This is a genomic window from Lentilactobacillus fungorum (assembly GCF_016860605.1).
Classification (GTDB): Bacteria; Bacillota; Bacilli; order Lactobacillales; family Lactobacillaceae; genus Lentilactobacillus; species Lentilactobacillus fungorum.
Window position 1 is genome coordinate 219,066 of sequence record NZ_BNJR01000012.1, and the last position, 13,269, is coordinate 232,334.

Here is a 13,269-nt window from a genome sequence, read left to right on the forward strand (position 1 = left end):
TAAAATGTTGGAAACAATAGATCCCCGTAGCCTTTTTATCCGGATTAAATGGCACAATTCCCAATGTTGCACTTCAACTGAAAAATTGGACTCAATTTTTCAGTTGAATCCCACCAAATTACTCCATGTCAGAAAAAAAGCCCAAATGAGGATTATTCAAAGTTCCAATTAACACACCACGATCAAGAAATTGATTACGTTTTTCACAACTTGTTTCCGAAACCAATGCACATGCATGACATGCACCAGCGTTCAATGAGTCACTGCCTTGCCCATCACTTTCGATACAAATAGGATCAAAACTGCACCATTTTGCCTTTTCAATGGCTGCAGATAATACCCATTTAAGCTTTTCTGGAGCTCCTTGCTTCACCAATCCGCCCAATGTACCTTCCGAATCAGAACTTGATGTATAAATCAAGATCCCATACATCTCTTTGCCAGGTTCATTGGAGTAGTAAAGTCTTTCTTTTAAAGCCGTTGAAGAATATCCGCTGGAAATGCTTAATTCTCGAAGAAGAATGTGGCTTAAAGTATGCAGCAGATAATAATCAGGAGTTATATACTTCTTATCATCTTCGAAAACTCCTTTATTATTCACTTTATTATAAATTCTATCTGATATTGAAGATCCTTTTATTTTTGTTAACCACGAAGAAACTTTCTTGGTGTCTAACGACATAAAAATTCCCTCACCGCGTGATGCCATGCCAACATAATAACCATCCCCACGAATCAAAGGGACTTCGTTTGAGGATTCGGTATTTTCACCTTCTGTCTGAAGAATCACTTTCATACTATCGGAATCAGTAGGCTTTAGTCGACTAAAACTTCTCAAAGCACTAACAACTTCTAACTGGTGTATTAGTGATACATTAGTTACTACGTTAGGCAACCCAGAGTTAACAAGAGTTTCTTTCTTAAAAATAGTTTCCTTTAATTTATCAGATTTGTTATCATACTTTGTGACTCCTGATAAAATATTAAATTCAGCTCTTCGATAGTCCATAACCTTAACATCATCATCTGGATTATCATCACTTGGAGATAATTTGCATACAATTTCATCAACTAATTGATCTTCATTTGTCTTAAATTTATTTGCATTAAGCCTATCAACTATTTCCTTAATTAATAAGTGAGGGATCCCTTGGTTTAATACAGCTTTAAGACTGTCTGAAGAATCCCTACTAATCCTCATCTTGATATCCGAATAATCTTGCTTTGCCAAATCATCGGACATAACAGCGTCCATTAAGCCTCCCAACTTAACAGGTATATTCACAGACGAAGAAATATTTGGAAAATATAAATTATTTGCACTTCTTAGTAATACTTGAAGCTTCCTGTCACATTTTTTGTTAGAAGAATCATCTTTCTTCCAATAATGTTTGCCTTCACAATGAACACCAATTTTGTCAAGATATGAGTTAATCACACTCGGACGAAAAATAATGCCTAAACTTTTTTGTGAATGACAATTTGCACAGTACACAAAATAATCAGCAATTGATCCAGTTTGGTTAGCTCTTCGCAGCTCCAAATCTGGGTAGTTACATGCAGCGCCTCCGTGTGCCCATTCAATCCATGGAAAATCTTGAATATGACCATTTGAACAAGCACAAACAAACCTCACTGGAACAAGTTCTTCATGAACCATCTTCGTTGGGTCAAAAGGTTGTTCATCGAACTTCTTACTTGGGCGTTTAAGCATTCTCCGCCATTCTGTGATCCTCCGAAGTTTTCGTGTGGTTGGCGAAAGGTACCAAGTTGGAAATCTAATTCCAAAAACACTCGTTGACTCGGTATCATCGGAACTGATCGGTGGTTCAATGAATCCTTTGCAATGCATTACACTCTGTAATCTTGGATCATTAATTTTTTGACATTGACTCATATCCCAATACTCTGAGTCACTAATCATAACAGTTTGGTTATTGATGTCAAATAATGCCCCAATCCCAAACGGGGTTAGCATTTGTGACCGTCTAATATTATGCTCCGGATGAAATTTTTTCAGTGTCATTCTTCGATATCCCCCTTTATTTCCACATATGAAGTATCTTCAACATCACGCATACTCCCCATCACATTAGTAGATTCAGGATGGGAGTTGTCATTAAACGATTTCAATAACAAATTACCAGCATACTTATCTGATTCAGTGATATATTTGTAGTACGCAAATTTTTGGTAATCTGAATCTTTTTCTCTACCAACATCAACTTTGGCAAGTGATTTCCACTTTGCAATAAACGATTGCATTATGTTGGTAGCATCCTTTTCATACAAATGGTATTTATCCTCCGAATCTCTAACTCGATTACTAAGAAAATGTTGTACTTTTACTAGGTATTGTTTGGTTTGATCATCTAGAATACTTTGCGGACAATAATCCCCAGAAAGCGATTCAACCGTATTACGGAGCATCGAAACCAACACTCCTGGAATACCCTTTTGCATTGCGGGAACAGAAAAAGGTGTCACACTACTTGGTTCAACATACTTGTATAGGCTTTGATGATATGCTTGGAACGTTTCATAATGTGAGCGATCACGACTTCGCATCGTATTGTAAAGCGTAAACACTGCTCCCAAGGATCGTCTCCCAACTCGACTGGTGGCCTGAATGTATTCAGAAGTTAACTTAGGTTGTCCTATTACAAGCATTGTGTTGAGCCTTGAAATATCAACACCTACAGAAAGCATATTAGTTGCCAAGAGAGTATCAACTGCAACATGACTATGTTTATTATCGGAAGAGGCATCATCATGACGAATCCCCAACTCTTTAATAATATTGGGTATTTGATTTCCAGCTATCCGAGAAGTAAGTTCTTTTGCATTATCGTCAGATAAATATCTGAATGAACTATTTGGAGTATCAAATCTTTTCTTTAATTGTTGAAGATAGTCTCTTACATCATCCCGAATTAAAGAGGATGCTTTTCCTAATTCCCTTAGGCTATTAAAATAACAGGCAATCGTCCAATACAATTCTTCAAAAGTCTTGGTATTCTCATCTCCACCGAGACCTACGACGCACTGAAGCATCGCGGCTATCATATGAACCTCAACTGTCATCTGTGACTTACCGGTTCCCATGATTCCATAATATTTTCTGCCATGACCTTCTTTAGCCTCACGGACGAAAAAATTATCCCCTGCGGTTATTCCCTGTGGGGGAAATAATTGAACTTGCCGATCAAAGATTCCCTTAACTTGTTCATCTGCATTTCGTATTGTAGCTGTTGATGCGATATACTTAGGCCCTTCTTTTCGATCACCATTTTCCCCACTTTGGAGAATGTAATCAAATCCCGCCTCGTAAAGTCCCACTATGCTTCCCAGAGGTCCAGATATAAGATGTAATTCATCTTGAACAATCAAATCAGGACGACCATATCGTTTGGGATTATCCGATCCAAATAACTTTTGTGCATCCTCTTTCAGTGGTACTTGCGCAAATTTATCAACCGTTCCAAATATCAAGGTTGGCCGCACCCTATATATTGATTCATCCACAACATAAATTGGGAGCCCTTTATGGAATGGGCAATCCTTTGTTAAACAGCACATATTATATTCATCATGTGCTGTAATTTTCTTATAACCCCAGTATATTTTAGCCTTCATGTCTTTTTCACGTGGAATGATACTATGTTCCTTGCCACACCAAGGACATGTTAATAATTGAAATTTATTTTTCAGCTTAGCATCTTCAATTGTATTGGAACGCAGCATTTCTTTAAAATCATCTTTAGCATTCTTAAGTCTATTTTCTGTACCCTCTCCAATCCAGAGCCCGATACTTATTTCTGAGCCGCCAAGATCATTGCGATTTTTTCGAATATATTCGAGCGCACAAATCATTTTGGACGCCCGCTCAAACTGTTGCGCAGTCAGTAATCGCAAAGTGTAACGCATAATTACTGTAACACCTTCATAACTATGCTTGTGAGTAAGACGACGATAAGCAATTACCGCGGCAATTGCGAATAAATACGCCTCAGTTTTACCACCGCCAGTTGGTACCCAGATAAGGTCAAGATCACCACGATGTTTACTCTTAGGGTTCAATACTGATTCAAGTGAGTTCAAGATAAAGGCCAGTTGAAATGGTCGCCAATAGAAATCAACACCTGAATAATTTTTTGTTTTATATGCTCGGGCCTTTTTTTGATAATCTTTCATTCGTTGGAGCAACATAGTCTCATTAGCAATATTAAAAGCCTTGAATGCAGAGGGTGAATTCTTTAAGAATTCCAAAGTCTCGTTCATTCGCTCCACACTCTTTTTACAATGAGTAATATTGGTATTTGCCAGCGCTTTAAATTCTTTTGGCAATAAGTCGGCATTCCCTTTAGTTTCTTGAATCCATTCTTCGTACTTTTTAATAAATACTTTCAGATTCCCTAACTGTTTGTTCAAATTACCATCAATGTAATTGGCTGGATCGAGAACATTTTGAGAAATTGATTTGTTTTCAGTATTTGTTGGCAATAATTCATAAGTTGGAATATAGGTTGTGGAAACTGAGGACACAATTCCATTCTCCTTACGCCATTGTGCTGATACGCCGTGTCCCAAAGCATATGTTTTTTTATTTCTATACAGAAAAATATTCATGGCATCTTCATTTTGTAGTTTCTTTAAATCAGGTATTTTTACATCTTCAGATGCATAGAATTCCAAGTTTTGCTGAGCATTGACAGTAATTGAACTCTGAAAAAGCGCTTCGTCATTCAAATTTTTCATAACTACCGTAACAGCCTTGATGTCACCAACATTTTTTGTTTTAAGAATTTGAACTTTATCAAAAATCTCAAGATTTATGCTTTCGTTATCATCTAACTTGTATGAAACGATTTGTTTTTTTAAATTATTTTCGTTAATATCGATTTTGATATTAAACATGTGCGGTTCACGTCGAAAAAAAGAGTGGTTATAACTATAGCTATATGATAAACGGTTTAGTTGCTTTAAAACGCGAATAATTGGAGATTGTAACGTATTTAACTTGCAATTTAAATATGCACCCAGCTTTTCTCTGGCTACCTTCACCTGATCTCCTGTATCTCCTTTGATCGCCACAGAAAGTTCTTTTTCATCAAATTCTAAGAATGAGGTATCATCAAGTTGTTCTAGTTGCTCAAAAAGGTCATTATTAATATCTATAAAGGGTTTAAGAATTTTCATATACATAGCAGTACAAATAGAAGCTTCAACTGCCGACGCAGTTGTCTTAATGTAAAAAGTCATCCCCATAGAGCTAGCTCTAAAGTTATTGTCTACAGAAACCGGATCTTCAATTGCATCACCCGATTTTTCAACTTCTGCAGTATCATCCGCATCACCACCCTTGAATGAATCCTTCTCAGAATATAAGATTCCGGTAACATAACGAACTTTGGGGTTTTCAGAAATAATTTCTCTCTCTGCATCACGGCTGATGCTTTCTGATCCCGGTCCTAATATTAATCGTTTAATTCGTTCTGAATATTCAGTCCTTGCATCGTTTTCTTCATCTCTCGTAATTTTCTTTTTCATTTTTTATCCTTTCAAAAAAGTATTTGTCATAAATCGCGGTACTGCCGGCACATTAACTTCCCTTATAGAAATTACTTTACCAATTAAGAATGTCTGCGTTGCAATCTGCGCCAGCTTTTTATTATTCAGGCTGGCTAATTTGGCATCCCTTAAATCTGTAAGTTTTTGTTTAACGATCTCACTGGAGTGGTAAAATGCTTGATAATTGTTTTGAATATCTTCATCTCCAATTAAGCGCCCAACATATCTTATAAATAAATCTGTTTGTGGAAGAATAGGCATCTTGTCTTGGTTAGACCAAGTTGCATAATACGAAACATCGTGTGTAGGAGCACCTTCCAATTCCATCTTTCTTTTTAACACGGCAGGGGAGTATCCATTCCTATTAATGTAATTAAGAAAGGATCTTTTCCACCTAAAATCATTTTTTTCATCGAGATTAACAGGGGTCACTACTCGCTCAGACATCTTTTTAAAGTGCTCACGATAAAGCGAATCCGAATAAGGAACCTCAAAATCAATTATTTGTTCACCTTTAGAGATTAGGTCTATACGTTTCTTTAAAATTGTGCCATTTCCTGTAACTGTAAATAGATGTGCATTATCAGTCCCATAAAGTTCATATCCCGCAGTTAGTTCAAATACTTTATGAACATTAACGTGCGTGTTATCAGGAGCATTGTCACTCAATCTAGCAACTCGAGATTTTATCTTGTTTAGATAGATTTCGTCAGTGGAAAGAATTTCATCTTCATCTTTTTCAATCTCTTGAACCAAATCCGGATGATCTTTTGCACTAAGTACTTTCGGCATTTGTGCATGCTTGATGCCTCTTATGATCTCGGCTGCCAATTTACTGAGTGAATCAGCATAAGCATAATGCAGGTCTGTTTTCACTTTCCATTTATCATTTAACTTCCGAATTAAACGAATCTCTTTCTGGATGGACCATTTCAATGGTTTAAGAAAATCTTGCGGGGTTACAATTATCACCTTTAAGGCTAAAAAGGATTGGGTCCATTTTTCTCGTTCATGTGCATAAGGGTTGACAAGAATGATTGCATCAAACCTACCATACATGTCATCGGTTATTTGATCCCGATAAGAAAAAGTTGTGACATTAAACCGATTAAAGATTGATTCATATTCCTGTTTTAGATCATCGATAACAACAAGGGCACAGCGTGAATATGTATCAATGCTCTTCATTAAACATTTTTTCATCTGTGCTCCAAATCTGTTATGGAGCATTAAATGAAGGTGATCGATTAATTCATCAATATCCAATGTATTATGAAGTCGTCCGTATTCTTCCAATTTGCTAATCTGGCTATCAAAAACCTCCGAATTTATAGAAGCAACACTGGTACTGGTACGTAACGAGTTCCAAATTAACTTAGCAAAATATGTTAGGATCTTATCCTTTTTATATTCCTTCCAAGAATCAGTAACTATTGTTAAACAAGTTTGAAATTCTATATTTGTGTGGACGCTCCTTACTAATAGTTCTTCATCATATTCAGATAACCAATTTCGATTATATTTTTCTTCACCTATAAGCTCTAACGAATCATCGCTAAAAATGGCACTATTACTAGAAAAAAGAGCAATTGAGAAATGAAAATCCTCAGCCAAACTAGGTAAAGACCGAAGATTCGAAAAGTTGCTATCATTAAACCATTTGTTGCCAAATACATATACGGCTTCAAATTGTAAATTATCTTCATCCAATCCATTAACAATCTCATTAATACTCGATGAAAATAGTATAAATGAAGTTTCTGTCGTGTCCGAATGTAATACCGTGTGCACCTTACCACCTGCTGTTAAATATGAAGATGGACAAATTTCCCCAAAGAACGACCTCTTATTACCAACCCAAAATTGAGAACTTAAAATATCAGTATATACGTTTTTGGGCAATACGATTGCAATTTGTTTATTTTCAGTTAACCCCTTAAGATCCATTCCAAAATGCTTGGCAAATTGGTCCAACACCCCTTTAGCACGCCGTTTCTTAGTTGTTTTTGCTTTATGTCCGTATCTTTCAAGCATTTGTAGGGGTACTTGTAAATCACAAGGATTTTTACTTTTGGCCGCAGACTTCAAAACATAATTTCCATCATTATTGTGACCTTGAAACAGGTAAAATTGCTTCTTATACTCTATAGGATCACCAATTGTCAGCTTTTGAACCTTCAGTTGCTCATCTTCTTCGATACACTTTAGAGCAAAGTTTAAACATACTAAAATAATAACTTCACGAAAATATTCTTCATTTAAGTACTGGTAAGTAAATGATTCACTTTTTTCACTTAAGGCTGCAATTTCATCTAAAACCCGCTTACGCTGAACTGGAATATATCCAAATGGGCTATTCTCTATCAAAAAGCTTTTTACATCATCTCTAAATTTCATTCTTCCCCTCCAATTTTGCTTAAGAATATTCTGATTAACTTAACATAAGTTTGGAAACCGAAGCGGCAATTTTCCTACTAAATATTGGTGGTACTGCGTTTCCAATTTGAAGAAAAGCTTGTGTTCTTGAAGTTTCAAAATAATAATCATCTGGAAATCCCTGTAATCTTGCAGCTTCTCGGACCGTAATGGATCTGTTTTGTGCAATATCTGGATGAATATAGTGATGCCCATCCTTAGCAATGTGAGCTACTATAGTATGAGCGGGCTTACACGAATCGAGCACTTTAAATCTATCAAGAAAAATATCCTTGTGTTTATGTTTTTGTAGCTGTAGCGGGAGATTATCATACTTTAGATTTTCCCCTTTACGCTTTGCCAACACAACTTGCCGATAAATCTTTAAATCGGTTTCACTATTCGGCCGGCTTATATTTTGAGTTAATGGTATGTTCGCCATGCAACGATAATTACACTTTATAAAACTATTTGGCTCCCCAGAATAACGATTGATTTCTTGACCAGCAGTTAGTGCCGGCAAGTCAGCAAACACTTCCTTTACATTTACTGCTGGTTCCATGGTTTGCTGAAGATACTTAAAAAAACGGCTAATTTGAGATCTATTTTTCTTAGGGACTCCATAAATAATGACTCTTTCTCGAGTTTGAGGAACCCCATAGGCACTCATATCAATAGTTTTGACGCCCAAACTATACCCCGCACTCTCAAATTCTTTTTTCATCTTTGGGAGTAACAACTTACCATCAATATCACGAAACGACTTTAATCCTTTCACATTTTCAAACACAAAAAATTTGGGATTATATCGATTCAAAAATTCGATGTAGTATTTATACAAATAAATTCGCTCATCTGTTGACTTTTTGGGAGCATTGCGGGCTCTACCAATTGTTGAATACGCCTGACATGGAGGTCCTCCAATAACTCCATCAACATTTCCCCCACAAAGAGATTTATCAAAAAAATCAAAAATACTCTGCAACGTCTGTCTACTCATCGTCACGTTCAATGTCCTATGTAACAATTTTTGGTCAACCTTAGATAACAATTCATTTAGGGGCAGATCACCATTCAAGAAATCCGAATATAACTGAATCTCATTCTTGTTTTTTAGCCAATAAAATGCATCTCGCAACTCCAAGGTTGTACAAGCCGCTTTATTCATTTCAACGTGACCTAAAATTTCAAAATTCTTACTTCGAAAGCCTTCGGTTAAACCGCCAGCTCCTGAAAAAAGATCGATTATTGTTAATTTTGTCATCTTGCCCCTCCTTTGTTTATGCATTTAATTTATTGTAAAAAGACAAGTTAAATCTTCCTTTTCTTTTTTGTAATTTCACTTAATATAATTCGCACACAAGCATCAGGATTTTTCAAGACTTCATGTTTTTCCCAAAACCGTAATACTGTCCAACCCATTTTCTTAAGCTGTTGGTCTTCTCTCCGATCCCTATCAATGTTTCCTTGGATTTTATTAAGCCAAAACTCCCGATTGCGATGTAATCTAATTTTCTTTTGATTTTCCCAATCATAACCATGCCAAAACTCTCCATCAACAAAAATAACTATTTTATATTTTGTAATGACAATATCAGGCTTGCCGGGTAATTTTTTATAATTTCTTCGATATCGGACGCCCTCATGCCACAAGCGTTTTCCGAGCAACGTTTCACCTTTACCGCCCTTAGACTTTATTTTTGACATCATTTTAGATCTATAAGAGGTCGTTCTTAAATGTCTTACCATTTCTAATGATTACTCCTTAGATGTAAGTTGGTTCCCGAGACAACTTCTTAGAAAGGGTTATAGTTGATAAATCAGCTCTCAACTACTTGCTTATCGAATATTAAATGTACATTTAACAATATCCTGATATATAATCAGCCCACGTCGATCCATCTAATGGCATTAACGCCTACTTCCTATGCCCCCATCCCCCATTCATAAGTCCACCAGCCAAAAAACCCGACCAAAAATCGCCGAAGTGATCACTGCGGTCAACCTTTTCTTCGGGGGGATCAACTGGCAGTTCTGTAGTGGGCCCACCTGCGTTTACGGCCAGATGCACAAGCATATAATCCTTGAGAATGCTGACGCCCAATTCGTCTTCACGACTCTCCAGATATTGCCGGACTTTATGATCATCTATGCTGGGCATACTGTGCCAATAAATTGGCTTGTAGTTGTCGGGGTCATACGGCTTAATCGAATATGTCATCCCCCAATGGTTGATTAAACTCATGTGAATTGGATCAATGAACAGAATTGCACTAGTATCACTAGCTCTAAAATGATCATAGAGGTAGTCATAGTCCCCAGGGTCCGCGTAAGTAAACCCATATTGCTCAATATACATCGGATTTTTCACCGGTACCAAATATTTCTTTAATTCCGGATCCATTTCGATAATTATCCCTCCCAATGACGCTCAACTGCTAACGTAATTGACAACAATCAAAATCGTTGGCTTTTCGTAAGCCACCGAGCCACCTTCTTACCTAATGCTTAAACGTATCATCCCCACTATTCTCCCCAAAATACCAGCCATCCAAAAAGCCATTATCATACTTGGCGTCCCCATCACTATCCCAAAAACTGGTTCGTTTAGGACCGTGGTAGTTATGCCGTTTGATAAGCCAATAAATAATGGTAATGACAACGATTAGCACAATTGACCAAAAAACAACTTCCTCAAATTGCGGACCAGCGCTTAGATTTTTGACGGCCACATCTTGATTGATGAAGTGAGATATCACATTAACCGTGTGCGTAACATTTTCTTGGCCTTCATCTTGAAAGTTCAACCTTTTCGACAGGAAAAAATTTCTAACGCCGCCATTGGCATTAACGCCATCCGCAGAAAGCATTGGCAAAACGTGATACTTGAAATTCGGCAAAACGGCAATAATCGTAATGCTATCCGCTTTAGTTAAGTCGGTGTCCGTCAGGCCGTTGTACGAATAACCCGTATATTCTTTAATAAAGTCGTCCTGCAAATCCCCGGCAGCGTCTTGGAGCATATCCAAATCCAACCCGCCATCTTCTTGTATGGTTTCCAAATCAAGTGGGCTATTGACCTTGTCAAAATCGCTGGGCTTGGCAGCTGATGAGATAAACCAAATTTGTTGTTTTCGTGGTTTCTGAGCTAAGCGGTCATTTTCAGCCGTGATTTGTTGTTTCTGTTTTGCGGTTAGGATATTTAATTGATCGTCAATTACTGGCTGGAAATTGTACTGACTAGCAGCAGCCTGGTGGGTAACTGTCATTATCGCCAACAGGCTAAATACGACTAGAAAAATAACCTTAAATAACTCAATCGGTCTTAATTTATTCGAAATTTGTCTGTCAGACATCGTTCCCAATCCCCTCTCCCCATTGGTCTACACATTCCATCTTCTTGATACTATCATACTGCACTTTAGTGAAAATAACTACATGGTTATTGATTATATTGGGAGAAAATTGGGTTACTTAATTGCTTTCGAATTTAATCGACTTGAAAAGCGCTTCATTCATCAATAGTTATGATAATATTAATAATGAATTGAAGCTTGGCTTCATGCCGGCCGTCTTATTTCGGCAATCCTTCTCAAAGAGTTGCTTGATGGGTTTTACTATGCTAAATACAAAATCTGGGAGGAACAGACAGAATGCCTCAAAAGCAAAGAATCACGCTTACCGATATTACAACCATTGCTAACTTGAACGCCACTGAACTGCTTAAAACGATTGGCTCGCCAACAGGAATATATCAAAAGAGCACCTTTTATGATTGGCAAAACTTTTCATCTAATAACCAACCGAATAAGATGACCAATAACATTCTTGAAGAACTGACTTTCCACGTGAGTTCCTTTAGTGATGTAGCGATTTTCATCAACTCACTAGCCAAAATTGATACCATCGAATTTACTAATGGAGCCGGAGTCATCAGCGACTTTCAAATTACCGATGAAACCAAGGTATTAAGTTACCATCATTCGATTACGCTACAAAATAAAAGAGTATCCCGAATTCATGACGTTCTCAGCAATCAAGAGACCTTTCCAATGGCCAGCCCAATCCAATATATTTTTTATACACTTAGGAAAGAAGCAATCGTTGATGGGCGGGATGATTTCACATTTGATTTCTTTAAACAGGACTCCAACAAGGATGAAATTAATCACTTTAAGGCCCCTTTCCTTTGGTTTGACGGAGCTCATTTTCAAAAAGAACAGACAAGAAATGCAACTCAATTTGTGATTGAATGCACTTCTAATGAGGACGCCAACGAGTTGCTGACCATCGCAACTAATCCAGACCATATCAATTTGGAGATTGATACTTGGGGTCACGATGTTATTACCCTCTCGCTGCCACCAGCCCATGCTTATCTTGAGGATGAAAATACGGTGGTGGTGACGTCGTTTTCTTCATCAAAACAGCACTTTGATTCCCTCCCTGATGCATTTAGTCCTTCTGACCCAACCACTGACTGGGTAGACTGACCGAATCATTTAAAGTATTATCAACGATTCAGAATCAATCAAGTTTATAAATATTAAGACAAATCGCTGCTATTGACCCTAAATATGAAAAGATACGAAAACATTTTTTCAAGAGCGGTATACTCAAATAGATAAGAATTATGGAGGGGATTATTTTATGAATCATCTACGGTTAATCTTAGCTTCAGCAACATTGGGCGTTGGGTTAGTCGCACTGGCACCCGCATCGGCCAGTGCCCAAATCACCCACACCACCCCGCGGGCAATGCGGGGTACTTGGTACGGCTACAGCAAATCTTATGGCTTCTGGGAAAAGATTCATGTCACCAAACATTCTTTTAGATATTCAGCTGAAGGCCAAAGTTACGGTATGAAAGGGCGCCACTTAAGTGTGGTTTATGGTCACCGCCATGGTAAAACCACGGTTACATTTCAATATACGGGTCACGTAGCAGCTACCGATTCTTATCATTTTGGTAAGGCTAAGGTCCATGGCCGGTATCACACCGCATTAATTCAAGACGGCACCACTGCGATGTTCCACTCTAGGGTTAAAAGCTATTATGTTCCAAAGGCTTATCGATTTATCTAAATAACTCGTCGTAATATGAGCAATCCCTTTAACGGCTTAAAATAGTCAATAACAAAATATTCTCAGTATTTAAGGCGACAAGTTAGTTACTCTCAATCTAGAGTAATTGATTTGTCGCCTTAATTGTGGCATTGAGTACCGAGACGTTTACACGCCAAATTTCAATCAAATTTCACTGACTATATCATGCTTTTAATT

Annotated in this window: 9 protein-coding genes; 2 read left to right on the forward strand and 7 right to left on the reverse strand. The window is 37.4% G+C overall.

From position 1 onward, the window contains the following. Window positions 1-118 precede the first annotated feature (118 nt). The 7 genes from drmB to YK48G_RS06690 all read right to left on the reverse strand — a co-directional run bounded on the left by drmB (window position 119) and on the right by YK48G_RS06690 (window position 11,342). Window positions 119-2,026, reverse strand: a complete 1,908-nt coding sequence (gene drmB / locus YK48G_RS06660; protein WP_203629935.1) for an MrfA Zn-binding domain-containing protein — start codon at window positions 2,024-2,026, stop codon at window positions 119-121. Next, a complete protein-coding gene (locus YK48G_RS06665; RefSeq protein WP_203629936.1) occupies window positions 2,023-5,550 on the reverse strand; it encodes a helicase-related protein in 3,528 nt (1,175 codons plus the stop codon). The genes drmB and YK48G_RS06665 overlap by 4 nt, the downstream gene beginning before the upstream one ends. Window positions 5,551-5,553: 3 nt before the next feature. Further along, complete coding sequence (locus tag YK48G_RS06670) at window positions 5,554-7,968, reverse strand: DISARM anti-phage system protein DrmE domain-containing protein (RefSeq protein WP_203629937.1); 2,415 nt, start codon at window positions 7,966-7,968, stop codon at window positions 5,554-5,556. 34 nt (window positions 7,969-8,002) lie between these two features. After that, the gene (locus tag YK48G_RS06675; protein ID WP_203629938.1) at window positions 8,003-9,250 is read right to left on the reverse strand and encodes a DNA cytosine methyltransferase; all 1,248 of its coding nucleotides are present in this window, start codon (window positions 9,248-9,250) and stop codon (window positions 8,003-8,005) included. A 47-nt stretch (window positions 9,251-9,297) separates the two neighbouring features. Further along, window positions 9,298-9,735, reverse strand: a complete 438-nt coding sequence (locus tag YK48G_RS06680) for a very short patch repair endonuclease (RefSeq protein ID WP_203629939.1) — start codon at window positions 9,733-9,735, stop codon at window positions 9,298-9,300. Window positions 9,736-9,904: 169 nt separating this feature from the next. Further along, window positions 9,905-10,411 carry a hypothetical protein gene (locus YK48G_RS06685; RefSeq protein ID WP_203629940.1) on the reverse strand — a complete coding sequence of 169 codons (507 nt, stop codon included), beginning with the start codon at window positions 10,409-10,411 and terminating at the stop codon, window positions 9,905-9,907. A gap of 76 nt (window positions 10,412-10,487) precedes the next feature. Further along, on the reverse strand, window positions 10,488-11,342 hold the full coding sequence (locus tag YK48G_RS06690; RefSeq protein WP_203629941.1) for a hypothetical protein: 855 nt from the start codon (window positions 11,340-11,342) through the stop codon (window positions 10,488-10,490). 297 nt (window positions 11,343-11,639) lie between these two features. On the opposite strand from YK48G_RS06690, the gene YK48G_RS06695 reads away from it, so the two are divergent. Then, entirely contained in the window at window positions 11,640-12,479 is an 840-nt protein-coding gene (locus YK48G_RS06695) for a hypothetical protein (protein WP_203629942.1), read from the forward strand. A 157-nt stretch (window positions 12,480-12,636) separates the two neighbouring features. Then, window positions 12,637-13,071: a hypothetical protein gene (locus YK48G_RS06700; RefSeq protein WP_203629943.1), complete on the forward strand. Its 435-nt coding sequence runs from the start codon at window positions 12,637-12,639 to the stop codon at window positions 13,069-13,071. Window positions 13,072-13,269 lie beyond the last annotated feature (198 nt).

Bases quoted from the DNA above. Each gene is read 5' to 3' on its own strand.
- YK48G_RS06670 (WP_203629937.1), bottom strand. From the start codon at position 7,968: ATGAAATTTAGAGATGATGTAAAAAGCTTTTTGATAGAGAATAGCCCA.
- YK48G_RS06690 (WP_203629941.1), bottom strand. From the start codon at position 11,342: ATGTCTGACAGACAAATTTCGAATAAATTAAGACCGATTGAGTTATTT.
- YK48G_RS06665 (WP_203629936.1), bottom strand. From the start codon at position 5,550: ATGAAAAAGAAAATTACGAGAGATGAAGAAAACGATGCAAGGACTGAA.
- YK48G_RS06700 (WP_203629943.1), top strand. From the start codon at position 12,637: ATGAATCATCTACGGTTAATCTTAGCTTCAGCAACATTGGGCGTTGGG.
- YK48G_RS06680 (WP_203629939.1), bottom strand. From the start codon at position 9,735: ATGGTAAGACATTTAAGAACGACCTCTTATAGATCTAAAATGATGTCA.
- YK48G_RS06695 (WP_203629942.1), top strand. From the start codon at position 11,640: ATGCCTCAAAAGCAAAGAATCACGCTTACCGATATTACAACCATTGCT.
- YK48G_RS06675 (WP_203629938.1), bottom strand. From the start codon at position 9,250: ATGACAAAATTAACAATAATCGATCTTTTTTCAGGAGCTGGCGGTTTA.
- drmB (WP_203629935.1), bottom strand. From the start codon at position 2,026: ATGACACTGAAAAAATTTCATCCGGAGCATAATATTAGACGGTCACAA.